Origin of the sequence: Streptomyces sp. NPDC048257 (assembly GCF_043201855.1) — a bacterium.
Classification (GTDB): domain Bacteria; phylum Actinomycetota; class Actinomycetes; order Streptomycetales; family Streptomycetaceae; genus Streptomyces.
In genome coordinates this window covers 18,731-43,825 of the sequence record NZ_JBICZI010000023.1, presented here as the reverse complement: position 1 = coordinate 43,825, position 25,095 = coordinate 18,731, and the positions used below count along the sequence as shown (strand labels likewise).

29 protein-coding genes and 1 pseudogene are annotated in these 25,095 nt (G+C 70.1%); 15 read left to right on the top strand and 15 right to left on the bottom strand.

The annotated features are described in order from the left end of the window. The first annotated feature begins 25 nt into the window (after positions 1 to 25). Entirely contained in the window at positions 26 to 634 is a 609-nt protein-coding gene (locus ACGFZK_RS30565; protein WP_393852092.1) for a Uma2 family endonuclease, read from the top strand. 75 nt (positions 635 to 709) lie between these two features. On the opposite strand, the gene ACGFZK_RS30560 is transcribed toward ACGFZK_RS30565, so the two are convergent. Continuing rightward, the gene (locus ACGFZK_RS30560; RefSeq protein ID WP_393852091.1) at positions 710 to 1,903 is read right to left on the bottom strand and encodes an RtcB family protein; all 1,194 of its coding nucleotides are present in this window, start codon (positions 1,901 to 1,903) and stop codon (positions 710 to 712) included. A 191-nt stretch (positions 1,904 to 2,094) separates the two neighbouring features. Between ACGFZK_RS30560 and ACGFZK_RS30555 the strand changes: the two genes are divergently transcribed. The 3 genes from ACGFZK_RS30555 to ACGFZK_RS30545 all read left to right on the top strand — a co-directional run bounded on the left by ACGFZK_RS30555 (position 2,095) and on the right by ACGFZK_RS30545 (position 5,222). After that, a complete protein-coding gene (locus ACGFZK_RS30555; protein WP_393852090.1) occupies positions 2,095 to 2,946 on the top strand; it encodes a DUF3558 domain-containing protein in 852 nt (283 codons plus the stop codon). A 114-nt stretch (positions 2,947 to 3,060) separates the two neighbouring features. Then, positions 3,061 to 3,822, top strand: coding sequence for a DUF3558 family protein (locus ACGFZK_RS30550; protein WP_393852089.1), 762 nt, complete (start codon positions 3,061 to 3,063; stop codon positions 3,820 to 3,822). 113 nt (positions 3,823 to 3,935) lie between these two features. Continuing rightward, positions 3,936 to 5,222, top strand: coding sequence for a DUF2637 domain-containing protein (locus ACGFZK_RS30545; RefSeq protein WP_393852151.1), 1,287 nt, complete (start codon positions 3,936 to 3,938; stop codon positions 5,220 to 5,222). A gap of 76 nt (positions 5,223 to 5,298) precedes the next feature. Here ACGFZK_RS30545 and lysS read toward each other — a convergent pair whose 3' ends face one another. Then, positions 5,299 to 7,026, bottom strand: a complete 1,728-nt coding sequence (gene lysS / locus ACGFZK_RS30540; RefSeq protein WP_393852088.1) for a lysine--tRNA ligase — start codon at positions 7,024 to 7,026, stop codon at positions 5,299 to 5,301. A gap of 180 nt (positions 7,027 to 7,206) precedes the next feature. Here lysS and argS point away from each other — a divergent pair, with 180 nt between their 5' ends. Further along, a complete protein-coding gene (gene argS / locus ACGFZK_RS30535) occupies positions 7,207 to 8,976 on the top strand; it encodes an arginine--tRNA ligase (protein WP_393852087.1) in 1,770 nt (589 codons plus the stop codon). Positions 8,977 to 9,042: 66 nt separating this feature from the next. Here the strand turns inward: argS and ACGFZK_RS30530 are convergent, their stop codons facing one another. Together ACGFZK_RS30530 and ACGFZK_RS30525 are read right to left on the bottom strand one after the other, a co-directional pair. Beyond that, positions 9,043 to 9,447 (bottom strand): PIN domain nuclease, encoded by a 405-nt coding sequence (locus tag ACGFZK_RS30530; protein WP_393852086.1) that lies wholly within the window; start codon positions 9,445 to 9,447, stop codon positions 9,043 to 9,045. After that, positions 9,444 to 9,686: a type II toxin-antitoxin system VapB family antitoxin gene (locus ACGFZK_RS30525; RefSeq protein ID WP_393852085.1), complete on the bottom strand. Its 243-nt coding sequence runs from the start codon at positions 9,684 to 9,686 to the stop codon at positions 9,444 to 9,446. Before ACGFZK_RS30525 ends, ACGFZK_RS30530 begins: the two co-directional genes overlap by 4 nt. A gap of 182 nt (positions 9,687 to 9,868) precedes the next feature. On the opposite strand from ACGFZK_RS30525, the gene ACGFZK_RS30520 reads away from it, so the two are divergent. The 3 genes and pseudogenes from ACGFZK_RS30520 to ACGFZK_RS30510 all read left to right on the top strand — a co-directional run. After that, positions 9,869 to 10,216, top strand: coding sequence for a DUF6247 family protein (locus ACGFZK_RS30520; RefSeq protein ID WP_393852084.1), 348 nt, complete (start codon positions 9,869 to 9,871; stop codon positions 10,214 to 10,216). A gap of 318 nt (positions 10,217 to 10,534) precedes the next feature. Further along, on the top strand, positions 10,535 to 11,332 hold the full coding sequence (locus ACGFZK_RS30515) for a VOC family protein (RefSeq protein WP_393852150.1): 798 nt from the start codon (positions 10,535 to 10,537) through the stop codon (positions 11,330 to 11,332). A gap of 82 nt (positions 11,333 to 11,414) precedes the next feature. Then, positions 11,415 to 11,744 (top strand): annotated as a pseudogene (locus ACGFZK_RS30510) (DUF3995 domain-containing protein); the annotation flags it as partial. A 32-nt stretch (positions 11,745 to 11,776) separates the two neighbouring features. Here the strand turns inward: ACGFZK_RS30510 and ACGFZK_RS30505 are convergent. Beyond that, positions 11,777 to 12,103 (bottom strand): ATP-binding protein, encoded by a 327-nt coding sequence (locus ACGFZK_RS30505; protein ID WP_393852149.1) that lies wholly within the window; start codon positions 12,101 to 12,103, stop codon positions 11,777 to 11,779. 263 nt (positions 12,104 to 12,366) lie between these two features. Here ACGFZK_RS30505 and ACGFZK_RS30500 point away from each other — a divergent pair, with 263 nt between their 5' ends. Together ACGFZK_RS30500 and ACGFZK_RS30495 are read left to right on the top strand one after the other, a co-directional pair. Beyond that, positions 12,367 to 13,152 (top strand): helix-turn-helix domain-containing protein, encoded by a 786-nt coding sequence (locus tag ACGFZK_RS30500; RefSeq protein ID WP_393852083.1) that lies wholly within the window; start codon positions 12,367 to 12,369, stop codon positions 13,150 to 13,152. Continuing rightward, the gene (locus tag ACGFZK_RS30495) at positions 13,149 to 13,328 is read left to right on the top strand and encodes a DUF397 domain-containing protein (RefSeq protein ID WP_393852082.1); all 180 of its coding nucleotides are present in this window, start codon (positions 13,149 to 13,151) and stop codon (positions 13,326 to 13,328) included. The genes ACGFZK_RS30500 and ACGFZK_RS30495 overlap by 4 nt, the downstream gene beginning before the upstream one ends. Positions 13,329 to 13,343: 15 nt before the next feature. Here ACGFZK_RS30495 and ACGFZK_RS30490 read toward each other — a convergent pair whose 3' ends face one another. Beyond that, on the bottom strand, positions 13,344 to 14,105 hold the full coding sequence (locus tag ACGFZK_RS30490) for a TetR/AcrR family transcriptional regulator (RefSeq protein WP_393852081.1): 762 nt from the start codon (positions 14,103 to 14,105) through the stop codon (positions 13,344 to 13,346). A 101-nt stretch (positions 14,106 to 14,206) separates the two neighbouring features. Here ACGFZK_RS30490 and ACGFZK_RS30485 point away from each other — a divergent pair, with 101 nt between their 5' ends. Together ACGFZK_RS30485 and ACGFZK_RS30480 are read left to right on the top strand one after the other, a co-directional pair. Next, positions 14,207 to 15,142: an ATP-binding cassette domain-containing protein gene (locus tag ACGFZK_RS30485; protein WP_393852080.1), complete on the top strand. Its 936-nt coding sequence runs from the start codon at positions 14,207 to 14,209 to the stop codon at positions 15,140 to 15,142. A gap of 5 nt (positions 15,143 to 15,147) precedes the next feature. Next, on the top strand, positions 15,148 to 15,894 hold the full coding sequence (locus ACGFZK_RS30480) for an ABC transporter permease (protein ID WP_393852148.1): 747 nt from the start codon (positions 15,148 to 15,150) through the stop codon (positions 15,892 to 15,894). Positions 15,895 to 15,942: 48 nt separating this feature from the next. Here the strand turns inward: ACGFZK_RS30480 and ACGFZK_RS30475 are convergent, their stop codons facing one another. The 8 genes from ACGFZK_RS30475 to ACGFZK_RS30440 all read right to left on the bottom strand — a co-directional run bounded on the left by ACGFZK_RS30475 (position 15,943) and on the right by ACGFZK_RS30440 (position 21,263). After that, on the bottom strand, positions 15,943 to 16,215 hold the full coding sequence (locus ACGFZK_RS30475) for a DUF1876 domain-containing protein (protein ID WP_393852079.1): 273 nt from the start codon (positions 16,213 to 16,215) through the stop codon (positions 15,943 to 15,945). An 81-nt stretch (positions 16,216 to 16,296) separates the two neighbouring features. Next, entirely contained in the window at positions 16,297 to 16,953 is a 657-nt protein-coding gene (locus ACGFZK_RS30470) for a contact-dependent growth inhibition system immunity protein (RefSeq protein WP_393852078.1), read from the bottom strand. A gap of 12 nt (positions 16,954 to 16,965) precedes the next feature. Then, positions 16,966 to 17,265, bottom strand: coding sequence for an RNase A-like domain-containing protein (locus ACGFZK_RS30465; protein ID WP_393852077.1), 300 nt, complete (start codon positions 17,263 to 17,265; stop codon positions 16,966 to 16,968). 12 nt (positions 17,266 to 17,277) lie between these two features. Next, entirely contained in the window at positions 17,278 to 17,850 is a 573-nt protein-coding gene (locus ACGFZK_RS30460; protein WP_393852076.1) for a hypothetical protein, read from the bottom strand. Next, complete coding sequence (locus ACGFZK_RS30455; protein WP_393852075.1) at positions 17,847 to 19,664, bottom strand: RNase A-like domain-containing protein; 1,818 nt, start codon at positions 19,662 to 19,664, stop codon at positions 17,847 to 17,849. Before ACGFZK_RS30455 ends, ACGFZK_RS30460 begins: the two co-directional genes overlap by 4 nt. Beyond that, entirely contained in the window at positions 19,664 to 19,969 is a 306-nt protein-coding gene (locus tag ACGFZK_RS30450; RefSeq protein WP_393852074.1) for a WXG100 family type VII secretion target, read from the bottom strand. Before ACGFZK_RS30450 ends, ACGFZK_RS30455 begins: the two co-directional genes overlap by 1 nt. A 23-nt stretch (positions 19,970 to 19,992) precedes the next feature. Continuing rightward, entirely contained in the window at positions 19,993 to 20,382 is a 390-nt protein-coding gene (locus ACGFZK_RS30445) for a WXG100 family type VII secretion target (RefSeq protein WP_393852073.1), read from the bottom strand. A gap of 149 nt (positions 20,383 to 20,531) precedes the next feature. Beyond that, complete coding sequence (locus ACGFZK_RS30440) at positions 20,532 to 21,263, bottom strand: helix-turn-helix domain-containing protein (RefSeq protein ID WP_393852072.1); 732 nt, start codon at positions 21,261 to 21,263, stop codon at positions 20,532 to 20,534. A gap of 245 nt (positions 21,264 to 21,508) precedes the next feature. Between ACGFZK_RS30440 and ACGFZK_RS30435 the strand changes: the two genes are divergently transcribed. The 3 genes from ACGFZK_RS30435 to ACGFZK_RS30425 are packed head-to-tail and all read left to right on the top strand — an operon-like array spanning position 21,509 to position 23,927. Further along, positions 21,509 to 22,174, top strand: a complete 666-nt coding sequence (locus ACGFZK_RS30435) for a DUF4097 family beta strand repeat-containing protein (RefSeq protein WP_393852071.1) — start codon at positions 21,509 to 21,511, stop codon at positions 22,172 to 22,174. Positions 22,175 to 22,185: 11 nt separating this feature from the next. Then, on the top strand, positions 22,186 to 23,145 hold the full coding sequence (locus tag ACGFZK_RS30430) for an ATP-binding cassette domain-containing protein (protein ID WP_393852070.1): 960 nt from the start codon (positions 22,186 to 22,188) through the stop codon (positions 23,143 to 23,145). Continuing rightward, positions 23,142 to 23,927 (top strand): ABC transporter permease, encoded by a 786-nt coding sequence (locus ACGFZK_RS30425; RefSeq protein ID WP_393852069.1) that lies wholly within the window; start codon positions 23,142 to 23,144, stop codon positions 23,925 to 23,927. The genes ACGFZK_RS30430 and ACGFZK_RS30425 overlap by 4 nt, the downstream gene beginning before the upstream one ends. Positions 23,928 to 24,059: 132 nt before the next feature. On the opposite strand, the gene hemB is transcribed toward ACGFZK_RS30425, so the two are convergent. Next, positions 24,060 to 25,061 carry a porphobilinogen synthase gene (gene hemB / locus ACGFZK_RS30420; protein WP_393852068.1) on the bottom strand — a complete coding sequence of 334 codons (1,002 nt, stop codon included), beginning with the start codon at positions 25,059 to 25,061 and terminating at the stop codon, positions 24,060 to 24,062. Between the last annotated feature and the right edge of the window lie 34 nt (positions 25,062 to 25,095).

The window sequence follows — 25,095 nt, the reverse complement described above, 5'->3', positions numbered from 1 at the left end:
GCGGGCGCGGTTACGATCCGAAAGCGTGAGCCGCGAGAAGGAGGAAGCTGTGGCCGTGACACAGAACGAGACCACGATCGCGGAAGCCGCCGATCGACTCTCCAAGGAGCTTCCCGGACACCGAGTGGAGATTCTCCAGGGGAGGCTCACCGTGACACCACCCGCGGACGGGTCACACGCGCTCTCGCTGAGCTGGCTCATCGAGAAGTTCTACGACGCCGACGCCCGAAAGGCGGGGCTGAGATACGTCCAGGGGATCGGCCTCTGGCTGCCGACAGGATCCGACGACTACGCGATTCCGGATTTCGCTCTCGTCGAGGCCGACTTCCGCGACCACAAGGTCCAGAAGAACTGCTACGCAGCCGACGTCTTCCGCCTTGTCGTCGAAGTGACGTCGTCGAACTGGTCCGACGACATCGGCGTCAAGGTCGACAGCTATGCGAAGGCCGACATCCCGGTGTACGTCATCGCCGACCGCCACCACGACGAGGCCGTCCTCTGCTGCGACCCCCGCAACGGCACGTACCGCCTGCGCAGGACCTACAAGCGGGGCGAATCCCTCCCCCTGCCCCCATCCATCGGGGTCTCCGTCGAGCTCCCGGTGGACCTCCTCCTCGACGGCGACGAGGCCTGACCCCCGACGCACGGGAGCCCGGACCGATCGCACCGGTCCGGACTCCCGCACTCCCCCGGCATCCGCGCCCGGGCCTCAGCCCTTGACGCAGATGACCTGCTTGAGCTTGGCCACGACCTCGACCAGGTCGGTCTGCTGGTCGATGACCTGCTCGATGGACTTGTACGCGCCGGGGATCTCGTCCACGACGCCCGAGTCCTTGCGGCACTCCACACCCTTGGTCTGTTCCGCCAGGTCCCGCGCCGAGAACCTCTTCTTCGCCGCCGTACGGCTCATCTTCCGGCCCGCTCCGTGCGAGGCCGAGTTGAAGGACTTCTCGTTGCCGAGCCCCTTCACGATGTACGAGCCCGTGCCCATCGAGCCCGGGATGATCCCGTAGTCGCCACTGCCGGCCCGGATCGCGCCCTTGCGCGTGACCAGCAGATCCATGCCGTCGTACCGCTCCTCCGCCACGTAGTTGTGGTGGCAGCTGATCTCGCGGTCGAAGGAGACCTTCGCCTTCCGGAACTCCTTGCGGATGACCTCCTTGAACAGGCTCATCATGGCCGCGCGGTTGTACTTGGCGTACTCCTGCGCCCAGAAGAGGTCGTTGCGGTACGCCGCCATCTCGGGCGTGGCCGCGAGGAAGACGGCGAGGTCCCGGTCGACCAGGTTCTGGTTGTGGTCGAGCCCCCGGGCCACCTCGATGTGGTGGGCCGCGAGCTCGTTGCCGATGTTCCGGGAGCCGGAGTGCAGCATCAGCCAGACCGAACCCGACTCGTCAAGACAGAACTCGATGAAGTGATTTCCGGATCCGAGCGTCCCGATCTGCTTCATCGCGCGCTCGTGACGGAATTTGACCGCATCGGTGAGGTAGTCGAAGCGCTGCCAGAGGTCGTCGTACCCCTCCACCGAGAAGCCGTACAGCCGCGACGGGTCCACCGCCTCCTTGTGCAGACCCGTGCCCACCGGAATCGCCCGCTCGATCTTCGACCGCAGCCCCGACAGGTCCCCCGGCAGGTCGTTCGCCGTCAGGGAGGTCTTCACCGCCGACATGCCGCAGCCGATGTCCACACCCACGGCCGCCGGGCAGACCGCGTCCTTCATGGCGATCACCGAGCCGACGGTGGCGCCCTTGCCGTAGTGGACGTCCGGCATGACGGCCAGGCCCTTGATCCAGGGGAGGGTGGCGACGTTGCGCAGCTGCTGCATCGCGCCGTCCTCGACCGACGCCGGGTCGGTCCACATCCGGATCGGGACCTTCGCCCCAGGTACCTCTACATACGACATTAGGAATCAATCCCCCGAAAACCACAGAAAAGTAGGAAAGCGCAAAAGCCTCGCTCTTGATCCCAAATACGACACGGGACCGGCGCCAGCACCAGCGTGTGCGATAGACATTGTGTCCAGCCGCGCCCGAGTCGCGGCAACGCATTTTCCTGACCGTCGGGGGGCCCGCCGGTCGAAGGGAGCCAGTGGACGTGCAGCGCAAGGCGGTACGGCGGCGAGTCCTGCCAGGCATCGCGATGCTCACCGCGCTCGCGGCCGGGGCGGCCGGCCTGACCGGGTGCACCGGCGGGAGCGGCGGCGGAGGCACCAGCGACTCGAAGGCCGGCGGGAGCTCCGCCGCGCCCGCCCAACCGGGGAAGTACCGCAGTCTGCCCGCGCCCTGCCGGGCCGGCGCCGACAGCAAGAAGCTCAAGGGCATGCTCCCGGCCGGGGACAGCCTCACCCCGGAGCAGCGCGACCAGATGTACGCCGGCGTCGCGGACGCCTCGTACGACGGCGACCGGCACGTGGGCTGCCGCTGGACCGGGCAGAGCCCGGAGGAGACGCGGCTGCTGTCGGTCGGCTTCGAGCGCGTGGTCTCGTACGACCGGACCGCCACCAGCGACGACGACAAGGCCAAGCAGGTCTACGTGCGCCGGCTCACCGACGCCCACCTGCCCTTCCCCGGACCGACCGGGAGCCCCACGCCCTCGGCTCCCACCCCCGCCGCCCCCACGCCCTCGGCCCCGGCCCCGGGCACGCCCGCCTCGGGGGCACCGTCGTCCCCCGCCGCGAGCCCGTCCGCCTCGGCCCCGGTCGAGCTCGGATCCCGCGTCCTGGAGGACCTCGGCAGCGACGCCTTCCTGGAGGACAAGCTCAGCCCCGCCGGGGCCAGCGCCGCGCAGTCCCGCACCGTGCGGATTGTGTTCCGCGCCTCGAATGTCATCGTCACCGTCGAGTACAGCGTGCAGCCCACGCTGCCCGGCACGGTGCCGCCGAGCACCGAAACCCAGGACAAGGCACGGCAGTTGGCACAGGCCCTGGCCGAGCGTTTCAGCGAGTGAGTGGTGCGCGCCACGCCCCGGCGTGACCGCGCGCACAGCAGGCGGCCACCCGGTCGGGCTACCGTTGCCCGGTCCCGCGTCCGAAGAACAACCGACCAACGTACTGAAGGAACCATGCACCGATCAGCCTCGCGCCTCACCCGCGTTCTCGCCTGCGCAGCCGTCCCGGTGATCCTCACCGTCGCCGGGTGTTCGTCCGACTCGGGCAAGGAGTCGGGCTCGAACGGCAGCAAGAAGTCCGGTTCGTCCGCGTCCGCCAAGCCCGACGCGAAGTCCTCCAAGGCCCTGGAGAAGGCGGCCTTCGCCACCCTCCCGGACCCCTGCAAGGCGCTCGGGACGGCGACGATAGACACGCTCGTCCCCGACGCGAAGGACAAGAACGGCACCGCGGCCAAGGCGAACGACCTGGCCGCCAATGCCAGCTGCACCTGGAACGGTCTGGACGACGACGGCCTGAAGGGCTCGCAGTACCGCTGGCTCTCGCTCTCCTACTTCCGCACCGACTCCCACGCCACGCTCGGCGACGCCAACAAGCGTGCCGAGGAGCAGTACAACAAGACGGTCGAGGGGGCGAAGACCACCGAGGGCGCGCTGGACCCGAAGGCGGAGGCCGCGGCCGGGGTCGGCGACCAGGCGACGTCGGTCGTCTACACGGTGAAGAAGGACGGCGACTACTACAACACGACGGTCGTGGCGCGCACCCAGAACGTGGTGATCACGCTCGACTACAACGGCGCGGGGCTCGAAGGGGCCGGCGCGCCGGATCACGGGAAGCTGCTCCAGGACGCGATCGCGGCGGCCAAGGAGGCTGTGACCTCGGTGGACACGGCGAACAAGGCGCCGGCGGAGCAGCCGCAGTCCCCCGCGCCCCAGTAGGGGTGGTCCCGGAGCGGGGCCTCTTGGGCACTGACATCCAGTCACCCGTACGCTGTGCCTGCCGCGGGTCGGTAAAGGCGCGGTAAGTGCTCGACAAGGGGAGGGGATCGCGGGTGGCCGCGATGCAGCTGACTCGTACGCACCGGATACTCATAGGCGTCGTGGTCGCGGGAGCCGTGGTCATCGCGGGGATCGGGTTCGCCGGCTCGTACTCCGCCGTGCGTGCGCTCGCCCTGCAGAAGGGGTTCGGCAGCTTCTCGCTGGTGTTCCCCATCGGTATCGACGCGGGCATCTGTGTCCTGCTCGCGCTGGACCTGCTGCTGACGTGGCTCCGGATCCCCTTCCCGCTGCTGCGCCAGACGGCGTGGCTGCTGACGGCGGCGACGATCGCCTTCAACGGCGCGGCGTCCTGGCCGGACCCGCTGGGTGTCGGGATGCACGCCGTCATCCCGATGCTGTTCGTGGTGACGGTGGAGGCCGCGCGGCACGCGGTGGGCCGGATCGCGGACATCACCGCGGACCGGCACATGGAGGGTGTGCGGATCACCCGGTGGCTGCTGTCGCCGATACCGACCTTCAAGCTGTGGCGCCGGATGAAGCTGTGGGAGCTGCGCTCCTACGAGCAGGCGGTCGGCATGGAGCAGGACCGGCTGATCTACCAGGCCCGCCTGCAGGCGCGGTACGGGCGCTCCTGGCGGCGGAAGGCTCCGGTGGAGGCGCTGATGCCGCTGAAGCTGGCCAAGATCGGCGTGCCGCTCGCGGAGACGACCGCGGAAGCGCTGGCGGCGACGGGCATCGAGCCGGCGGTGCTGCCCCCGGTGGAGCAGCAGGCTCCGGCCCTGGCGGCCGCGTCGGCGCCCGTACCCGGTCCCGGACAGCAGGCCCAGCCCCAGGCCCAGCCCCCACAGCAGCAGCAGGACCCGGCCGGTGATCCCGGCGCTCCCGGCGCCGCCCACCACGTCCCGCCGGCCTTCGCGGTGGAGCCGACGGCCATGCCCGCGGCCCACAACAGCGCCTGGTTCGCCGCTCCGCTGGCCCCCCAGGCGGCGTACGAGGGCGGCTACAACCCCCAGTACGTGGAGGGTCTGGAGCCGACCCCGGTGCTGCCCCCGATGGGCCCGGACGAGGAGCAGCCCGGGCAGCAGGAGGTCCTGATTCCGGCCCCGCGCGAGGAATACGGCCCCGAGACGCCGGACGAGGCCGAGTTCGCCGTGGCGGCGTACAAGGTGTTCTGCGCGCTGGTCGAGGAGACACAGGACTACCCGTCCGCCGAGGCCCTCGACATAACCCTCTCGGACCGCTTCGGCGTGACGCACCCGCGCAGCGGTTCGCTCCTGCGCCGGATGATCCCGTCGTTCCGGCAGCAGCACCACAAGGACCGGGAGGCCGAGCCCGCGTAGCGGCAGGCCGCCACCGACATGCGCACGGGCCCGCACCCCCTGAGGGGTGCGGGCCCGTGCGCGTACGTGCCGGGGCTCAGACCGCGAGCAGCTTGCGCACGCGGTCCGCGCCCACCGCCAGCAGCAGCGTGGGCAGTCGCGGCCCGGTCTCCCGGGTCACGAGGAGCCGGTAGAGCAGGGCGAAGAACGTGCGCTGCGCGACCTTGAGTTCCGGCGTCGGCTTGGCGTCGGGCTCCAGTCCGGCCATGACCTTCGGGACGCCGTAGACGAGCGTGGTCAGCCCGTCCAGTGACCAGTGCGAGTCCAGCCCGTCCAGCAGCAGCCGCAGCGACTCGCGGCCCTCGTCGTCCAGGGACGACAGCAGCTCGGCATCGGCCTCCTCGCGTACGAGGGTCCGCTGGTCGGCCGGGACCTGGGTGGTGATCCAGTTCTCGGCGCGGTCCAGGCGCGGCCGTACCTCGTCGAGGGAGGTGAGCGGCTGCGTCGGGTCGAGGTCGGTCAGGATGCGCAGGGTCTGCTCGTCGTGCCCGGCGGTGATGTCGACCACGGACGCGAGCGTCCGGTACGGCAGCGGGCGCGGGGTGCGCGGCAGCTCGGCGGCGGCGGTGCGCACGGCACGGGTGTGCGCGGCCGCGTCGGCGGGCAGCACGGAGCCGTCGGCGACCTTGGCCTCCAGCTTGTCCCACTCGTCGTAGAGCCGCTGGATCTCCTGATCGAAGGCGATCTTGAAGGACTGGTTGGGGCGGCGGCGGGCGTAGAGCCAGCGCAGCAGCTGCGGCTCCATGATCTTCAGCGCGTCGGCCGGGGTGGGGACCCCGCCCTTGCTGGAGGACATCTTGGCCATGCCGCTGATGCCGACGAACGCGTACATCGGCCCGATCGGCTGCTCGCCGCCGAAGATGTGCACGATCTGGCCGCCGACCTGGAAGGACGAGCCGGGCGAGGAGTGGTCGACGCCCGAGGGCTCGAAGATCACGCCCTCGTAGGCCCAGCGCATCGGCCAGTCGACCTTCCACACCAGCTTGCCGCGGTTGAACTCGCTGAGCTTGACCGTCTCGGTGAACTCGTCCTCGGTGCAGACGTAGGTCATCTCGGTGGTCTCGTCGTCGTACGAGGTGACCTTGGTGAAGTCCTTGCCGCACTCGCCGCAGTACGGCTTGTACGGGAAGTACCCGCCCTCGCCGGTGCTGCCGTCGTCCTCGGCCGCCGCGCCGGAGCCCTCGGCGGCCTCCAGCTCGGCCTCGTCGACCTGCTTCTGCTGGGGCTTCTTGCCCCCCGGCTTCTGCTTGGTGCGGTACTGGTCGAGCACGGCGTCGATGTCACCGCGGTGCTTCATCGCGAACAGCACCTGCTCGCGGTAAACACCGGTGGTGTACTGCTCGGTCTGGCTGATGGGGTCGTACTCGACGCCCATCTCGGCCAGGGCCTCGACGAAGACGGCCTTGAAGTGCTCGGCCCAGTTCGGGTACGCCGAGCCGGCCGGGGCGGGCACGGCGGTCAGCGGGCGCCCGATGTGCTGGGCCCACGACTCGTCGATGCCGGGCACGCCCGCGGGCACCTTCCGGTACCGGTCGTAGTCGTCCCACGAAATGAGGTGACGAACCTCGATGCCCCGGCGGCGGATCTCGTCCGCGACCAGGTGCGGGGTCATGACCTCGCGGAGGTTGCCCAGGTGGATGGGGCCGGAAGGGGAGAGTCCGGACGCGACGACGACAGGTTTGCCGGGTGCTCGGCGCTCCGCCTCGGCGATGACCTCGTCCGCGAAACGGGAGACCCAGTCGGTCTCGGTGCTGCTCTGAGCCACGACACGTCCTTCTATCTCGAATGCTGGCTTCAGCCATTCTCCCAGACGGAACAGGCCGCTCCGGGGTTGCCCGGCGCTCGGTGTTAACCCGGGAAAGGGGCAGCCCCCTCGTGGGATACTCGGCACTTGTCGGAACAACCAAGTGCACCCACCGGCACAACCTCACAGGAACGGCAGCTCATGGCCTCGGTCCCTTCCCTCGCTTCTTCCGTCAACCAGCGCGTCGCGGACGCCCTCGTCTCCGCCCTGCCGGAGGCCGGTGCCGCCGACCCGCTGCTGCGACGAAGCGACCGGGCCGACTTCCAGGCCAACGGCATCCTGGCGCTCGCGAAGAAGGCGAAGGCCAACCCGCGCGAGCTGGCGACGACCGTGGTCGAGGGCATCCCGACCGGTGACCTGATCCAGGACATCGAGGTCTCCGGCCCCGGCTTCCTCAACATCACCATCACCGACCGGGCGATCATCGAGACCCTGGCCGCACGGGCCGGCGACGACCGCCTCGGCGTCCCGCTCGCGGCGAACCCGGGCACCACCGTGATCGACTACGCGCAGCCGAACGTCGCCAAGGAAATGCACGTCGGTCACCTGCGCTCCGCCGTGATCGGCGCGGCGATGGTGGAGATCCTGGAGTTCACGGGCGAGAAGGTGGTCCGTCGCCACCACATCGGCGACTGGGGCACCCAGTTCGGCATGCTCATCCAGTACCTGCTGGAGCACCCGCACGAGCTGGACCACAAGCCGGGCGAGGAGGTCTCCGGCGAGGAGGCCATGTCCAACCTGAACCGCCTCTACAAGGCCTCGCGCACGCTCTTCGACTCCGACGAGGAGTTCAAGACGCGGGCCCGGGCCCGGGTGGTGGACCTCCAGGCGGGCGACCCGGAGACCCTCTCCCTCTGGCAGCGGTTCGTGGACGAGTCGAAGATCTACTTCTACTCCGTCTTCAACAAGCTGGACATGGACATCCAGGACCCCGACGTGGTCGGCGAGTCCGGCTACAACGACATGCTGGTGGAGACCTGCAAGCTGCTGGAGGAGTCGGGCGTCGCCGTCCGCTCCAACGGCGCGCTCTGCGTCTTCTTCGACGACGTCAAGGGCCCGGACGGCAACCCGACCCCGCTGATCGTGCAGAAGTCGGACGGCGGCTTCGGCTACGCGGCCACCGACCTGTCGGCGATCCGCGACCGGGTGGGCAACCTCGGCGCGACCGAGCTGATCTACGTGGTCGACGCCCGGCAGTCCCTGCACTTCAAGATGGTCTTCGAGACGGCCCGCCGGGCGGGCTGGCTGAACGAGGACACCAAGGCCGTGCAGCTGGCCTTCGGCACCGTGCTCGGCAAGGACGGCAAGCCGTTCAAGACCCGTGAGGGCGAGACGGTCCGGCTGGTGGACCTGCTGGACGAGGCCGTGGACCGCGCGACGGCCGTGGTGCGCGAGAAGGCCGAGAAGGTGGGCCTGACCGAGGCGGAGATCGTCGAGAACGGCCAGTACGTGGGCATCGGCGCGGTGAAGTACGCCGACCTGTCCACCTCGGCCGCGCGCGACTACAAGTTCGACCTGGACCAGATGGTCTCGCTCAACGGCGACACCTCGGTGTACCTCCAGTACGCGTACGCCCGGATCAGGTCCATCATGCGCAACGCGGGCGACCGCAAGCCGGTCGCGCACCCGGAGCTGGAGCTGGCCCCGGCCGAGCGCGCGCTGGGCCTGCACCTGGACCACTTCGGCGAGCTCATCGCCGAGGCGGCCGCGGACCACGCCCCGCACAAGGTGGCGGCGTACCTCTACCAGCTGTCCTCGCTGTTCACCACGTTCTACGCCGACTGCCCCGTCGTGAAGCCGGAGCCGGAGCTGGTCGTGGGCGAGAACCGCCTCTTCCTGTGCGACCTCACGGCCCGCACCCTCAGCAAGGGCATGTCCCTCCTGGGCATCCGCACCCCCGAGAAGCTCTGACGTCCGGCTGCTGCTGACGGACGGGCGCCGCCCCCGGCCTTCGGGCCGGGGGCGGCGCCGTTTCGATCAGCCGAGGATGCGCCGTACCGGCTGTCCCGTGACCCGGGCGATCGTTTCGAAGTCGGCGTCCTGATGCAGGACCGTCAATCCGTGCTGCTGCGCGATGACCGCCACGAGCAGGTCCACGGGGCTCGCGCACTGGTGCGCACCGGCGTCCGCCAGCCGCCGTTGGAGGGCTTCCGTCTCCGCCCACACCGCATCACGTGCGGTCCAGTAGGGGAATACCGCCCGGAGCAGGCCATCGGCCTCGTAGTAGGCGGGCCGACCACCGACCGCTCGCAGGAACTCCTGCCGGACCGGCTCACACAGCCCCACCCGGCCGGACTCGACCAGTTGGTCCCACTCGGATCCGGCCTGACGCCGGTAGAACCGCACGAGGGCGCTCGTATCGATGAGGAAGTCCTCGCTCACGCGGCCGACTGCCCCTTGCCGTCGGCCGGACCGTCGACGTCACCGTGCCCGATGGCCCCGAAGTCGATCTCGCCCTCGTCGACCATCTGCCGCATCCGCTCGATGGCCGCTGCCCGGCGCCTGCGGTCCGCGATCTCGCGGAGGGCGGCGTTGACGGTGTCCTTCTTCGTGGTGGTACCGAGGAGCTGCGCGGCTTCGGCGAGCGCTTCGTCGTCGAGGTCGATCACCGTTCTGGACATGGCCGCCTCCGGATCGTCGCCGTATATACGATTCAAGAAAAGGATATCAACTACGCGTCGACCGCACCACGGTTCCACCCTGCGGCCCCGGCGCATCCGCCCCGAGGGCCGTCGCGTTCCCCGGCCGCGGCCGGGCCCGGACGGCTAGGGTGGACGTGTCCGATCCGAGGAGGAACCGGAAGATGACGACCGCGACGCCTGAGCCCGGCGGGTCCGTGCCGCCGATGCCGGAGTACACGCCGAAGGCGTTGCGTGCCGCCATAGCCGCCCACGCCCCGGCGCTGCTGCCCGACTTCGACAACGCCTGGCGGCAGCAGATCGCCGACGCCTACGACATCGCGCCGGTACCCGCGTTCATGGCCCGCTGGTGGGGCGAGTACGCCCTTGCGCGCGACCCCGAGCTGGACCGCCACGTCAACGATCTCGAAAAGCGGGCGGTCGGAGCCACGGACGCCGAAGCGGCCCACAAGCTCCTCGACGAGGCCTCTCGCATCCGCCACGAGCTGCGCAAGCGGGAGCCCGGCGAGTGAGCGAAGAGTTCACCGGGCCGCCGTGGGCCGTGGACTGTACCCAGGACGCCGAGAAATACCGGCTCGGTCTGCCCGACGCAGCCCGCGAGGCGCTGTGAGAAGTCCTCTTCAAGCTTCGACGGATTCCGCGGGTGGATCCGTTTCACGTTCCTCCCCAGGGTGGCCGAGCCGCAGATCGTGGTCGAGGAGATCTTCTGGCAGTAGGAGCGGGCAGGGCGGGCCGGCTGTTCACCCGTACGGCTCGATTCGGGCCGTACGGGCCGGGTAGGGGACGGCCCGTCCTTCCCCCACCCACCAACGGAGACCTTCGTGCCCGACATGAACGGCCCCTACAAGCCCGGCACCCCGTGCTGGATCGACCTGATGGTCCCCGACCAGCAGGCCGCCCTCGACTTCTACTGCGACCTCTTCGGCTGGCAGGGCGAGGTCGGTCCGGCCGAACAGGGCGGCTACTCCGTCTGCACCCTCAAGGGTCAGCCGGTCGCAGGCATCATGAAGGCGATGAACCCGGACGGCACCGTCCCGGACCCGATGCCCCCGACCGTGTGGACCACGTACCTGTCCACCGACTCCCTCGACTCCACCCTCAAGTCCGTCACCGACGCCCACGGCACGGTCATGATGGGTCCGGTGGACGTCATGGACCTCGGGCGGATGGCCGTCGCCGCCGACCCGACCGGAGCCGTGTTCGGCCTCTGGCAGCCCGGCTCCTTCGACGGCGCCGGCATCGTCAACGAGCACGGCGCCCTCATCTGGAACGAGCTGAGCACCAGCGACGTCCCCGCCGCCGCCGCGTTCTACTCCGCGATCCTGCCGATCTCCACGGCCGCCTCCACGATGTCGGGCGCCGAGGGGTACACGGAGTTCAAGGCCTCCGGCCGCGTGGTGGGCGGAATGATGAACCTGGACAAGACACCGCCCGGCACTCCCCCGAACTGGCTGCCGTACTTCCACGTCGACAACGTCGACGAGATCCAGGCCGCCGCCGAACGGGCCGGGGCCAACGTCCTCGCCCCCGCCTTCGACATGGTGGCGGGCCGCATGGCCGTCCTGACCGACCCGCAGGGCGGCCCCTTCGCGGTGATCACGGCGACCATGCCGGAGCAGCCCGCCTGATGTGACCCGGCGCACAGGGAATGTTCGCCCTGTGCGCCCCCTCCTTCCCGGTGACGGTTCGTCCACCACGAAGGGGGCTCACATGAGGAACAAGCGCGCGGGGACGGCTCTGGCCGGGCTGCTGGCGGCCGACGGGGTGCTCCACCTGTACTGGGCCACCGGCGCGACCTGGCCCGCCGCCGACGAACGCGCCCTCTCGCTGGCCGTCCTCGGCATCGAGACCTCCTTCGGGCCGGGCGCGGTGCTCCCGCTGGCCGCCGTGCTGCTGACGGGAGCCACCGCCGTACTCGCCCACGCCCGGGGCCGCGGCGGCCGGGCGACCCGGGCCGTCACGGGGGCGGTCGCGGCCGGCCTGACCGTACGGGGCCTCGCGGGCCTCGGCTGGGCCGCGGGCCTCCTCCCCAGCCCGCCGGACAGCCCCTTCTACGCCCTCAACCTGGCGCTCTACACCCCGCTCTGCCTCGCTGCGGCCTGGACCGCGGCCCGCCTCGCCGCGCGGCGGAACTCGCACCAGACGACCTTCCCGGGGGTCCGGGCCAGCACCCCCCAGTCGTCGGCGAGCGCGGCCACGAGGGTCAGGCCGTGACCGTGCGGCCGCCCGGTGATCCGGGAGAACCCGGGCCCGCTGTCGTGCACCTCGACCCGGACGGTCGCGTCCTCGAAGCCGAACAGCCGCAGCAGGTACCCGCGGCCGGGCGGGACGCCGTACCGCAGCGCGTTGGTCGCCAGCTCGCTCACGCAGAGCAACACCTCTTCGGGGCGTTCGTGCACGCCCCACGCCCGCAAGGTGTCACGTGTGAACTGCCGCGCAGCTGCGACAGTTCGGGGCGAGCGCAGGTAGAGGCGCTCGCGCACGAGCGCCGCCTGAATAGTTGGATTCACCAGGCGATCGTTGCGTTGCGTGACTAGCGTGTGGCTGAGCGCCGACCCGTACTCCTTGATGAGTACGGGTCCGCACGGGGTATTCCGCTTGCATGGGTGGGGAGTTCGCTGTCATGCCACCGAGGAAACGAGTACGGCCGAACGCGACGACCATGAAGATGGTCGGCGCGATGGTGGCCGCCGCCCGCATCGCCAAGAACCTGACCCAGAAACAGCTCGGAGAGCTGGTCCGCTTGGATGCGGAGACCATCGCGTCCATCGAACAGGGCCGCCGCGCCCTGATGCCGAACGTCGCCGAGCTGATGGACCTGCACCTGGGCCTGCCGGGCCTGCTGACCGTGGCAGCGCTCGAGATGCCCGAGCGGGATGCGAGCCCTCCCTGGTCGGAGGAGTACATGGAGCTCGAGAAGGAGGCCATCGCCCTCAACTGGTACGAATCCATGGTCATTCCGGGAGTTCTCCAGACCGAGAACTACATGCGGGCTCTCTTCCGTTGCCGCGTACCGGCATTCCTCCCGGAGGAGATCGAGGCGCTGATCGTCCGACGAGTCTCCCGGGTGCAGATGCTGCATCAGCAGCACCCGCCGAGCGTCTCCTTCGTGATCTCGGAAACGGGACTCCGCGACCGGATCGGCGGCGACGCAATCTGGGCCGAGCAGGTACGTCACCTGCTGGCCTGCATGGAGTTTCCCCACGTCACCATGCAGATTCTGCCGCTCGGCCAGACGTACCATCCGGCCCTCTCCGGCTCATTCACCATGTTGGAGACACCCGATCACGTGCACCGCGGCTACTTCGAAGGTCAGCGCGGCAGCAAGCTCGTCACCGATCCCGATGACGTCAGCATCCTGGCCCAGCGGTATGCAATGCTGCGGACTCAGGCCCTCAACCCTCGTGAGACAAGGCGCCTGCTGGACCGCATGCTAGGAGAGCTATGAGCGCCGCACTGAAGTGGTTCAAGTCCAGTCACAGCAGTCCCGACGGCGACCAGTGCGTGGAAGTCGCCCAGGGGGTAGCCCAGGTCCACGTCAGGGACTCCAAGGTCCAGGACGGCCCCGTCCTGGATCTCGCCCCGGCGAGCTGGGCGCAGCTGACCGGCTGGGTCGGCAAGTAGCGCGGCCCGCGACGGTCAGCGCGACCGCTCGGCGACCAGCGGGGCGAGGCCGTCCAAGATCCGGTCCAGGCCGAAGCGGAACTGGAAGTCCGGCTCTCCGGAGCCGCTGAAGGCGTCCGAGTCCAGCAGCCGCGTCACGGCCGGGTGGCTGTCCGGGCCGGCGAGCAGCCGCAGCGTGCGTACGTACTGGGCCAGGGCCTGCTCCGGGGCCACGCCCGACTTCACGATGGCGTCGATCATGTCCGCGGCCATGGTGGCCTCGTTCCGCACCAGGCCGCCGATCAGGATGATCGTGGAAAGCTTCTCGCCCTCCTTCAGGCCCGTGCCGGCCATCGCGCCGAGCCCCCGGTCCATCCAGGCCAGCTGGTTGGGGGTGGCCGGCGGGGCCGTGATCGGGATGCGCAGGATCCAGGAGTTGGCCATCAGGACGGCCCGCTGTGCGTACGCCCAGTTCGTCAGCAGCTCGCGCCACCCCCACCCCTCCGCCTCCGGCGGCAACGGCGGCGGGGTGCCGACCCCCGCGTCCGACATGAGGACGTACAGCTCCTCCTTGGCGGCGACGTACCGGTAGAGGGACATCGTCGAGACGCCCAGTTCCTTGGCCACCCGGCCCATGGAGACGGCGTCCATCCCCTCACCCGCGGCCAGCGTCACGGCCGCCTCCACGATCTTCGGCAGCGTGAGCGTGGGGCGCGGCCCCTTGCCGGGGCGTTCGCGCAGACCCCAGGCCATCTCCAGGCTCGCCGGGAGTCCGGTCCCGCTGTCCTCGTCCGCCATGACCGCCCACTCCTCGATTGACCCCCATCCTAGTTCTGTGTATTACTTACACAGAAGAGCGTAACCCATACGCAGAACCGGCGAAGGGAGCAGCATCCCTCATGACCACGCACGCCTCCGGCGACCTCGGGATCCACGCCACCGGCCTGACCAAGTCCTACGGCGACCTCCGCGTCCTCGACGGCATCGACCTGGCCGTCCCGCGCGGCAGCGTCCTCGCCCTCCTCGGCCCCAACGGCGCCGGCAAGACCACCACCGTCCGGATCCTCGCCACCCTCACCGCCGCCGACGCCGGCACCGCCCGCGTCGCCGGGCACGACACCGTCAGCGAACGCTCCCGGGTCCGCGAACTCATCTCCCTCACCGGCCAGTTCGCCGCCCTCGACGACCTCCTGACCGGCACCGAGACCCTGCGCATGATGGGCCGCCTCGCCGGGCTCTCCCCGCGCGCCGCCCGCACCCGCGCCGACGGGCTCCTCGCCCGCTTCGGGCTCACCGAAGCCGCCGGCCGCACCGCGAAGACGTACTCCGGCGGCATGCGCCGCCGCCTCGACCTCGCCGCCAGCCTCGTCTCCCGCCCCGAGGTGCTCTTCCTGGACGAGCCGACCAACGGCCTCGACCCGCGCAGCCGCCAGGACCTGTGGGACCTCGTACGGGAGCTGCGCGCCGACGGCACCACCGTCCTGCTCACCACCCAGTACCTGGAGGAGGCCGACCGGCTCGCCGACCGCGTCGCCGTCCTCTCCGGCGGCCGCATCGCCGCCGAGGGCACTGCGGCCGAACTCAAGGCCCGCGTCGCCGGACACCGCCTGGACCTGACCCTCACCACCGGCGCCGCCTACGAGGCCCTCGCCCCGCGCGCCGTACACCTCGACCCCGACGAGCTCACCCTCGGCCTGCCCACGGACGGCACCGCCGCCCACGTCCGGGCCCTGCTCGACGAACTCGACCCGGACCGCACCGACATCGACCGCTTCAGCCTGCGCAGCGCCACCCTCGACGACGTCTTTCTCGCCCTGACGGGAGCCGACCGATGACCGCCATGCCCGTGAGCGCCTTCGCCCTGACAGGCCGCAGCCTGCGCATCAGCAGCCGCCGGCCCGACGCGCTGATCGCCGCCCTGATGCTGCCCGTCATGCTGATGCTGATCTTCGTCTACTTCTTCGGCGGGGCCATCGACACCGGGACGGCGTACGTGACGTACGTGGTCCCCGGCGCCATGCTGCTCTGCGCGGGCTTCGGCGCGGCCTCCACCGCCGTCAGCGTCTGCGAGGACATGACGAACGGCGTCATCGACCGCTTCCGCTCCCTCGACATCGGCGCCCTTCCGATCCTCGCCGGGCACGTCGCGGCCTCGGTGGTGCGCAACCTGATCTCCACCACCCTGGTCCTCGCCGTGGCCCTCGCCATCGGCTTCCGGCCCCAGGCGGGCCCGGCCGCCTTCCTCGCCGCGGCCGGCCTGCTGCTGACGTACATCACGGCGATCTCGTGGCTGGCCGCCGCACTCGGTCTGCTCGCCAAGTCCCCGGAGGCGGCGGGCGGGTTCACCTTCCTGATGATGTTCCTGCCGTACCCGTCCAGCGCCTTCGTCCCCATCGAGACCATGCCCGGCTGGCTCCACGGCTTCGCCGACCACCAGCCGCTGACCCCGGTGATCGAATCCCTGCGCGCACTGCTTCTGGCCCAGCCCGCCGGTGACGCCCCGTGGATCGCCCTGACCTGGTGCGCGGGCATCACGGTCGCGGCGGTGACGCTGGCGGGCGCGCTGTTCCGCAGCAGGACCCGCTGAAGGACCCCTGCCGGAGCCCCTCAACAGGTCGATGGTGCGACCGCTCGCTCAGCCACTGAGCGGGTACGAATGCCGGCCCGTCGCCTCGTCGATCTCGGCGTGGGCCTTCTGCAACATCTGCGACGCGAGATCCATGAGCGCACGTGCGCCCGCAATCTCCTCCCCGACCCTCAACTGCTCCGGGTCGGAAGGATGACGCAGGGCATAACCCCGCGCCCTCATCTCGGAGCCGTCCCCGAGCCTGACCAGGGCCGCCGCACTCGTGCGGTGGCCCTCCTCGGTGAATTCGAGCTCCACATGCCACCCGACCAGCGTGGACATGGTGCATCACCTCCAGGAGGTCACCCTTCCCTCCAGGGTGCGCCCGCAGCCGGTACGGCGCGAGCCGGGGCTCCGGTGCGGTCAGCCCCCGGTCAGGGCCGCCGCCACCGCCTGGAACCACGCTCCGTACGAGAGCGGCTCGGGCGGATTGACCTCCATGCCGAGCTCCGCGGCGGCTAGGGCGTAGTCGCCCTCGTCCAGCGGGAGGGCGAGCAGCTCGTGGAGCTCGCCGACGAGGCGGGCGACGAGCTGCGGGTCGGTGGTGGCGGCGTAGTCGGCGACCGCGGCCTCGTGGTCGGTGAACTCGTCGACGATGTCCTGCGAGAACCAGCCGCCCAGCAGCTGGCCGGTCTCCGGGAACCGTGCGTGCCACTCCCAGTGCGTCTGCGGGGTCGCCGGCGGTGGCACCTCGCCGTCCTCGACGCTCTGCTTGAGGTGGTCGGCGAGCACGAGCAGCCAGTGGCCGATGGCGGACTGGGGGATCCCGACGTCGGGGACGGCGTAGAACTCGCTGAGGTCGATCCGCAGGCGCCCGGGAGGGTTACGGCTGTACTCGCGCAGCTGGCGCTCCGCCTCCGCGACGGCCCAGGGGCGGGTGTGCCAGGTGTGGCGCAGGTAGGCGTCGAGCGCGGGGCTGCGCTGCTCGGCCGTGTCCTCGCCCTGCTGGCCGAGGTAGGCGCGCATCACCTGATCCAGCTCGCCGTAGCGCCGGTCGTGTTCGAGGGGCTTCATGGCCACGGTCGGTTGCCTCTACAGGTAGAACGGGAGGGTGGTCTGGACGACGAATCCGTACGGACTGGCGGGCTCACGGCGCAGCACGACACGGGCGGCGCGGACATCGACGGGCTCCCGTCCGGCGAGCAGCATCGCCTCCAACTGCACCCGGCCGACGGGCTCCTCACGGGACGGCCAGGCGGCCTCGATGGTCAGGCGCGCCCGCGTTCCCTGGGCGAGCCATCGGTGGATGGCCTGCTCGTTGGCGGTGACCACCTGCTGGGTGGCCCACTGGGCGGTCTCCCGGTCGGGGTAGGTGGCGGATCGGGTCAGCATCGGATCATTGTCTCAATTCGCGTTGAACGACCAGAAGACGCCGACCTCGTCCGCGGACACCGCGATCAGGCCGAGGTCCATCATGAGGTCGGTGAACTGGTGGCCGCCTTCGAGGTCCCGCGCGAGGAAGTCGGGCGCGTCGCAGGTGCGCGCGAGGTCGGAGGAGGTCCAGAACACCGCATCGTGGCCGAACCGGTCCAGCACGGTCCGGGCGTCCGCGAGCACCGTGTCCCGGTCCTCCCGGAACCGGACCGGGGAACCTTCGAACCACCACTCCTGCGCGAACGAGGCGAGGAGCCCGGCGGCGGCACCCGCCGTGATCGGCCGGAGCCCGGAGCGCACATCCTCGGCGGTCAGCGCACGGAACGGGTACGAGGGACGGACCGTCTTGCGTGCTTCCTCGTCCATCTGCCACTCCAGGGCGGACCACCCCCGCGGGTCGGGGACCGCTCGCTCCATGGCCGCGAGCACGTCCTCGGCCCAGTCCTCGTGCAGCCGGGGGCCGCACCTGGCGAAGGTATAGACGTCCTCCAGGAGCCGCACCAGTGCGGCTTCCCAGGCGTGGCCGTCAAGGGTGTTCATCATGGTCCCTGAAGGTCCTTCGGTCGCGGCGAGGGCATCGACGTGTAGATGACATACGGGGGATCGAGGTTGGAATCGTACTTGAGGATGGTCTTGACATATTTGACGTCGACTGCCTTGGCGTCGAGGCCGTGGTCCTTGTAACCCGTCCCGGGAATCGTGCCCGGAGAGCCGTCCTGGTTTTCCGTGGGCTGCTTGGAGACGTAACTGCCACTGACCTCACCGTTGGGCGTGGCCGTCTCGACAGCGAATTTGTTGCCGTCCCCCGGGTTGGAGGCGAGCCATGCGTCGATCTCCGCCTGCTTCAGCCGCAGGTTCTGCTCGGTGAGCCGCTGCGCGTCCGCGATCGTCTTGAAGCTCGACGAACCGCCGATGCTCGGCTTGGCGTTCTCGGGCCATGTATTGGACGGGTTGGACTGGTCCCGCAGGCGCTGCGCGAGCTGTTCGTCGGTCTTGCCCACGTGCTTGTCCAGGGTGTGACCGCCGCCGAGGTACTCGTTGGCCGCCAGGTCGAAGGCCATGTTGCCGTTCGCGCCCGGAACGGTCCACTGCTGCTCGTGCTTGAAGTCGTTGAGCGAACGGGCGCCGAAGGCGTGGGCGCGGGCGACGCCGGCCTCGTACTTCGGGGCGCTCCGGTGCGCTTCGTCCAGGACGTCCTGGAGCGCGTTCATGCGCGTGGTGAGGCCGTCCACGATGCCGGTGTACTTGTCCACGATCCGATTGAGCTTGGCCTTGTCCAGCTTCAGGACCGTGTTGACGTCGAACTTCAGCAGGAGGCCGGTGGCCCCGCCGATCCCGCTGGCCACGCTGGTGACAGCGCCGGCGATGCTCTTGAGGCTGGGCTTCTCCTTGGCCTTCTCCAGGTCTTCGATGATGCTCATGGCGGCCTTCTTCATGGCCCGCTTGAGCTCTTCGAAGACGTCGTGGTTCAGTTCGACGGCCGCTTCCGCGTACTCGCGCAGGCAGTCGCTGATTTTGATCGCCACGTCCTTCAGCACGGTCATCACCGGCTCGCTTCCCGTGGCCACCCTTGCCCCGTGCCCGCCCGAGGAGTGTGCCCACTGGTAGCCGTGCCGGGACTGGCCCCAGTCCGTCGCGCCCCACAGCGCGCTGCAGAAGGTCCGCATGGCGGCTTCCCAGTCGGCCTTCTGGTGGTTGGTGATCGTGCCCATGGCCATGGTCAGCTCGTCCGCCGCGCCGGTCACGATGGTCGAGGCGTTCATCCAGCTGTGGCAGTGCGAGTTGAGGTAATGCTGCTGCGGGAAGGGGTGGACGTCCGCCACCTTGCCGACGCGGAAGACGTTCTTGGCGACGGGCTGCAGGAGGTCGCGGACGATCTCCGGTATGCCCTCCATCGCGCCGCGGATCAGGTCGTCACCGCCGTCGTCGTCACCCCACTTGATGTCGGGGACGCTGTCGAACTTGGGCTCCTTGTCGATGACCGTGGGCAGGGGGCGCTGCTCCGCGGCCTTGCCGGGCTTGGGGTGGGACGCCGCATCGGCCTTGGTGTAGGCGTTGGCGGTCTCCGTGAAGCCGACGGCCACGCCGCCGACGCTGACCACGCTCTTGCCCCACACCTCCAGCCAGCGGTTGCCGATCTTCTTGTAGGCCTGCGCGAACTGCTCGGCCTCGGTGCCCGCCCCACCCGCGTCTGGGTACTCCTTCAGCTCCCGCAGGAGGGTGTTCGCGCCGCGCATCATGGGGTCCTGCGCCTTGGCTATCCGGCCCGAGACGCTCCAGAGCTGCGGCGGCTTGACGTCGATGGTGCCGCCTCCCGCGGGCGGCGCGGGGGTGGGGCCCGGTGTGGGGCCGGCCATCAGGCGCCGCCTCCCCAGCCCTGCAGCACGGACTTGTTCGCCGCGGCGTAGTTCAGGTGCCCCTTGACCACGACCTCGTGCAGCCAGGCCTGCGCGGCCTTGAGGTCCTGGGCCGAGCGGTCCCACTTGTCCAGCTCGTCGATGAAGGCCTCGCGGGCTTCCCCGTCCCAGCTCAGCACGGCCTTCTTGGCTCGCCCGTAGAGCAGGTCCAGCTTCTCGTTGAGGTCCTTGAGAATCGTCTCCAGGTCTCCCGACAGGCGCTGCAGGGTCGCGAAATCGACAGTTATCCGGTCGTCGTCCGACATGGTGGTGCTGTTCCTCGCTGCTCTCAGATGTCCTGCAGACGGCTGTGCGGGGCCGGGGCGGGCGGGTCCGGCACGGTCAGCTCCGCGGCGGACGCGGACACGTCCTCGCTGCCCTGGACGCGCTTGAACGCGGCCAGGACCTCCAGCTCCTGGGCGGTGAAGCCGTCGCGGGAGGCTCTGGTGGCCTCTTCGAGGAGGGAGAGCACCTGCCGGATGCGCACGGCGTCCTCGGCGGCGCCCCGGTGCAGGGCGCGGTAGGCCGCGGCCGTCGGCCCCTGCCAGCCCGCCGCGATGCTGTCGACCACCCGGTCCATGTCCCGGATCTGCCGCTCCAGATGACCCTGCATCTGGTCCAGGTCGTCCGCCAGCGTGGTGAGCCCGTCCTCCGAGACCCTGAGATCGCCGTCCTGCATGTCCTCCCCCTCCGTGGCGGCCCTGCCGCGCCACAGCCCGCGTACGCCCAGGATTCTCGCAGGTCATCGGAGCGGGCACCTGAGTACGCGCACTCATGTTCGGGCGCCGGCCGCCGAGTTCGGCGTACGGGGCGGCGCCCGGCCCCCGCTCAGGCCGGGTCGTCCGGGGGTGTCGCCGGCTTCGTGTGGAGGACCTCGCGCGCCTGTTCCGCGGCACGGGTCAGGCTCTCGGACACGAAGTCCATGAAGCGGGCGATGTTCTCCAGGCGGTTGGCGGCAGGGGTGTCGGGTCCGAGGATGCTGACGCCCTGGCGTGCGGTTTCTATGATCAGGGCGTTGGCGCGGGCCGTCGCGATCATCGCCTGGTACCAGACGTCGTCGTCCACGAAGTAGCGCTCGCGGCGGCGTTCGTCGCGTTCCCGGCGGACGAGGCCCTGGCCCTCCAGGAACGTGATCGCCTTGGAGATGGACGCCGGGCTGACCTGGAGGCGCTGCACGAGCTCGGAAGCGGTGAGGCTGCCCGCGTCGGTGATGTAGAGGCAGGCCATCACCCGGGCCATCATCTTGGGCGTGCCCGCCTGTACGAGGACGTCGGTGAACGCCTCCTCGTACTCGCGCACCGCCTCGGCGTCGCGCCCGTGGGCCTGCGGGGTCTGTGCCGCGCCGCGGGGGGTGGACTGCCTGCGGTGGGCGCGGCGTTCGGTGGCACGGTGAGCCAGGTCGGCGCGGTAGGCGTTGGGGCCACCGTTGCGCATCACCTCGCGCGAGACGGTCGAGGTCGGCCGGTCGAGGCGCCGGGCGATCTCGGCATAGGCGAGGCCGTCGGCCAGTCCCAGCGCGATCTGCTGACGTTCCTGCTGGTTGAGCCTGCCTCCCGGCATCGAGGTCTCCTTCATCGTCTGTGAGGGCCTCACTATAGCGTTCACCCTCATTTCATTGCAACGCAACACACCTTCGCTGTTGCGTTAAGCGCGAAACCATTGCAATGAATTCCCGCCTATGACCTGGGATTACAGGGTTTATGCGCAACGAGGTCGTTGCTAAAATCCTGAACGCAACGTAGCTTTTCACTCATCGGAAACGACGCGGCGCACGGAGCGCCCGCCGCAGATGAAGGAGAAGCACCATGCAGAAGTTCACCACCCCCACCCCGGTCACCGCCGTCCTCGACATCCCCGCGGGACGCATCCGGTTCATCGCCGCCGACCGGACCGACACGACCGTCGAGATCCTCCCCGCCGACCCCGCCAAGAGCCGCGACACCAAGGCCGCCGAACAGACCACCGCCGCCTACGCGGACGGCGTGCTGCGGATCGGGACCGCCCCTGCGAAGAACCGGCTCCTCGGCCAGCCCGGCTCCGTCGAGATCACCGTCCGGCTGCCCGCCGGCTCGCGCATCGACGCCAAGGCCGCCAGCGCCGAACTCCGCGGCGTAGGACGCCTCGGCGACGTCACCTACGAAGCCGCCCACGGCACGGTCAAGCTCGACGAGACCGCCGCCGCCCGCCTCACCCTCCAGGCCGGCGACATCACCGTCGGCAGCCTCGCCGGCCCCGCCGCCATCAGCACCCAAAAGGGCGACCTGCACATCGACGAGGCCCGGCGCGGCACCGTCGAACTCGCCACCCGGGCCGGTCACATCACCGTCGGCGCCGCCCGCGGCGTCTCCGCCACCCTCGACGCCGGCACCACCCTCGGCCGCATCCACAACACCCTCAAGAACACCGGCACCCCCGACCTGACGATCCACGCCACCACCGACCACGGCGACATCACCGCCCGCAGCCTCTAAGGAGCCCCCTCATGACCAACCTGGCGATCGCGGCGAACGGGCTGCGCAAGTCCTACGGCGACAAGACCGTCCTCGACGGCATCGACCTCGCCGTCCCCGAAGGCACGGTCTTCTCCCTGCTCGGCCCGAACGGCGCCGGCAAGACCACCGCCGTCAAGATCCTCTCCACCCTCGTCACCGCCGACGCCGGCGACCTGCACGTCGCCGGCCACGACCTGGCCACCCACCCCCAGGCGGTCCGCTCCGCGATCGGCGTCACCGGCCAGTTCTCCGCGGTCGACGGCCTGATCACCGGCGAGGAGAACATGCTCCTCCTCGCCGACCTGCACCACCTCTCCAAGCGCGAGGGGCGGCGGGTCACCGCCGAACTCCTGGAACGCTTCGACCTCGTCGAAGCCGCAAAGAAGCCCGCCTCCACCTACTCCGGCGGCATGAAGCGCCGCCTCGACATCGCCCTCACCCTGGTCGGCAGCCCGCGGATCATCTTCCTCGACGAGCCGACCACCGGCCTCGACCCGCGCAGCCGCCACACCATGTGGCAGATCATCCGCGAGCTCGTCACCGGCGGCGTCACCGTCTTCCTCACCACCCAGTACCTGGAGGAAGCCGACCAGCTCGCCGACCGCATCGCCGTCCTCAACGACGGAAGGATCGCCGCCGAGGGCACCGCCGACCAGCTCAAGCGGCTCGTCCCCGGCGGGCACGTCCGGCTCCGCTTCACCGACCCGGCCGCCTACCGGTCCGCCGCGTCCGCCCTCACCGAGGTCACCCGGGACGAGGAATCCCTGTCCCTCCAGATCCCCAGCGACGGCAGCCAGCGCGAGCTGCGCGCCGTCCTCGACCGGCTCGACTCGGCCGGCATCGAGGCGGACGAACTGACCGTGCACACCCCCGACCTCGACGACGTGTTCTTCGCCCTGACCGGCAGCGCCGCCACCCTCCCGCACCAGCCCAAGGAGAACGTCCGATGAGCTCCCTCGCCCTCGCCGCCCGCGACTGCTCCACGATGCTGCGCCGCAACCTCCTGCACGCCCGGCGCTACCCCTCCCTCACGCTGAACCTGCTGCTCACCCCGGTCATGCTGCTCCTGCTCTTCGTCTATGTCTTCGGCGACGTGATGAGCGCGGGCATGGGCGGCGCCGGCCGCTCCGAGTACGTCGCCTACGTCGTCCCGGGCATCCTGCTCATGACCATCGGCAGCACCGTCATCGGGGCCGCGGTGTCCGTCTCCACCGACATGTCCGAGGGCATCATCGCCCGCTTCCGCACGCTGGCGATCTACCGCGGCTCCGTCCTCATCGGGCACGTCGTCGGCAGCGTCCTGCAGTCCGTCGCCAGTGTGGTCCTCGTCGGAGCCGTCGCCGTCGCCATCGGCTTCCGGTCCACGGGCGCCACGGCCCTGGAGTGGCTGGCGGCCTTCGGACTGCTCTCCCTCTTCGCCCTGGCGCTCACCTGGATCGCGGTCGGAATGGGCATGGCCAGCCCGAACGCCGAGGCCGCCAGCAACAGCGCGATGCCGCTGATCCTCCTGCCGCTGATCTCCAGCGCGTTCACCCCGATCGAGGCGATGCCGGGCTGGTTCCAGCCGATCGCCCAGTACCAGCCCTTCACCCCCGCCATCGAGACCCTGCGCGGCCTGCTCCTCGGCACCGAGATCGGCCACAACGGCTGGCTCGCGGTGGCCTGGTCCATCGGCCTGGCCGCCCTCGGCTACCGCTGGTCGACCGCCTCGTTCAACCGCGACCCGAAGTAACCGGCATGACCCCGCGGGCCACCCCGCACCTCGCTCCGCCCCAGGGCGGCGTCACTCCGACACCACGGTCGGCGTACGCCGCCCCGTCGGCGTTCCCGCCCGGCCGGCCCGGAGCGTCGACCGGCCCCGACGTCAGCGGGTCTCGCGCAGCCAGCCCGCGACCTCGGTCGCCCAGTAGGTGAGGATCGTGTCGGCGCCCGCCCGCTTGATGCCCAGCAGGGTCTCCAGGATGGCCCGTTCGCGCTCGATCCAGCCCTTCTCCGCGGCCGCCTCGATCATCGCGAACTCGCCGCTGATCTGGTACGCCGCCACCGGAACGTCCACCGCCTGCGCGACCCGGTACAGGATGTCGAGGTAGGGACCGGCCGGCTTGACCATCACCATGTCCGCGCCCTCCTCCAGGTCGAGGGCCAGCTCCCGCAGCGACTCCCGGGCGTTCGCCGGGTCCTGCTGGTACGTCTTGCGGTCACCCTGCAGCGAGGAGGCGACGGCCTCGCGGAAGGGACCGTAGAAGGCGGAGGAGTACTTCGCCGTGTACGCGAGGATCGAGACGTCCTCGTGCCCGGTCTCGTCCAGCGCATCGCGGATGACGCCGACCTGCCCGTCCATCATCCCGCTGGGCCCGACCACGTGGACGCCCGCGTCCGCCTGGACCTGCGCCATCTCGGCGTACCGCTCCAGCGTCGCGTCGTTGTCGACGCGCCCGTTCTCGTCCAGCACACCGCAGTGGCCGTGGTCGGTGTACTCGTCCAGGCACAGGTCCGACATGATCACCAGGTCGTCCCCGACCTCGGCCTTCACGTCACGGATCGCGACCTGCAGGATCCCGTCCGGCTCGGTGCCCGCCGTGCCCAGCGCGTCCTTGTTCTCGTCGGCCGGGACACCGAACAGCATGATCCCGGAGACCCCCGCCTCGACCGCCTCCACGGCGGCCTTCCGCAGCGTGTCCCGGGTGTGCTGCACGACGCCCGGCATAGCGGAGATCGCCAGGGGCTCGCTGATGCCCTCCCGGACGAACGCCGGGAGGATCAGGTCCGAGGGGTGCAGCCGGTTCTCGGCGACCATCCGCCGCATCGCCGGGGTGGTGCGCAGCCGGCGGGGCCGCGAACCGGGGAAGGATCCGTACGCGCTCATCTTCAGTCGCCTCTTCGAGCATCGACAGCAGTCC

Excerpts from the sequence above, each read along its gene's own strand:
- ACGFZK_RS30560 (WP_393852091.1), bottom strand. The coding sequence starts at position 1,903 with ATGTCGTATGTAGAGGTACCTGGGGCGAAGGTCCCGATCCGGATGTGG.
- ACGFZK_RS30550 (WP_393852089.1), top strand. The coding sequence starts at position 3,061 with ATGCACCGATCAGCCTCGCGCCTCACCCGCGTTCTCGCCTGCGCAGCC.
- argS (WP_393852087.1), top strand. The coding sequence starts at position 7,207 with ATGGCCTCGGTCCCTTCCCTCGCTTCTTCCGTCAACCAGCGCGTCGCG.
- ACGFZK_RS30525 (WP_393852085.1), bottom strand. The coding sequence starts at position 9,686 with ATGTCCAGAACGGTGATCGACCTCGACGACGAAGCGCTCGCCGAAGCC.
- ACGFZK_RS30520 (WP_393852084.1), top strand. The coding sequence starts at position 9,869 with ATGACGACCGCGACGCCTGAGCCCGGCGGGTCCGTGCCGCCGATGCCG.
- ACGFZK_RS30515 (WP_393852150.1), top strand. The coding sequence starts at position 10,535 with ATGAACGGCCCCTACAAGCCCGGCACCCCGTGCTGGATCGACCTGATG.
- ACGFZK_RS30500 (WP_393852083.1), top strand. The coding sequence starts at position 12,367 with ATGAAGATGGTCGGCGCGATGGTGGCCGCCGCCCGCATCGCCAAGAAC.
- ACGFZK_RS30495 (WP_393852082.1), top strand. The coding sequence starts at position 13,149 with ATGAGCGCCGCACTGAAGTGGTTCAAGTCCAGTCACAGCAGTCCCGAC.
- ACGFZK_RS30490 (WP_393852081.1), bottom strand. The coding sequence starts at position 14,105 with ATGGCGGACGAGGACAGCGGGACCGGACTCCCGGCGAGCCTGGAGATG.
- ACGFZK_RS30485 (WP_393852080.1), top strand. The coding sequence starts at position 14,207 with ATGACCACGCACGCCTCCGGCGACCTCGGGATCCACGCCACCGGCCTG.
- ACGFZK_RS30480 (WP_393852148.1), top strand. The coding sequence starts at position 15,148 with ATGCCCGTGAGCGCCTTCGCCCTGACAGGCCGCAGCCTGCGCATCAGC.
- ACGFZK_RS30475 (WP_393852079.1), bottom strand. The coding sequence starts at position 16,215 with ATGTCCACGCTGGTCGGGTGGCATGTGGAGCTCGAATTCACCGAGGAG.
- ACGFZK_RS30465 (WP_393852077.1), bottom strand. The coding sequence starts at position 17,265 with ATGCTGACCCGATCCGCCACCTACCCCGACCGGGAGACCGCCCAGTGG.
- ACGFZK_RS30460 (WP_393852076.1), bottom strand. The coding sequence starts at position 17,850 with ATGATGAACACCCTTGACGGCCACGCCTGGGAAGCCGCACTGGTGCGG.
- ACGFZK_RS30455 (WP_393852075.1), bottom strand. The coding sequence starts at position 19,664 with ATGGCCGGCCCCACACCGGGCCCCACCCCCGCGCCGCCCGCGGGAGGC.
- ACGFZK_RS30450 (WP_393852074.1), bottom strand. The coding sequence starts at position 19,969 with ATGTCGGACGACGACCGGATAACTGTCGATTTCGCGACCCTGCAGCGC.
- ACGFZK_RS30445 (WP_393852073.1), bottom strand. The coding sequence starts at position 20,382 with ATGCAGGACGGCGATCTCAGGGTCTCGGAGGACGGGCTCACCACGCTG.
- ACGFZK_RS30440 (WP_393852072.1), bottom strand. The coding sequence starts at position 21,263 with ATGCCGGGAGGCAGGCTCAACCAGCAGGAACGTCAGCAGATCGCGCTG.
- ACGFZK_RS30435 (WP_393852071.1), top strand. The coding sequence starts at position 21,509 with ATGCAGAAGTTCACCACCCCCACCCCGGTCACCGCCGTCCTCGACATC.
- ACGFZK_RS30430 (WP_393852070.1), top strand. The coding sequence starts at position 22,186 with ATGACCAACCTGGCGATCGCGGCGAACGGGCTGCGCAAGTCCTACGGC.
- ACGFZK_RS30425 (WP_393852069.1), top strand. The coding sequence starts at position 23,142 with ATGAGCTCCCTCGCCCTCGCCGCCCGCGACTGCTCCACGATGCTGCGC.
- hemB (WP_393852068.1), bottom strand. The coding sequence starts at position 25,061 with ATGAGCGCGTACGGATCCTTCCCCGGTTCGCGGCCCCGCCGGCTGCGC.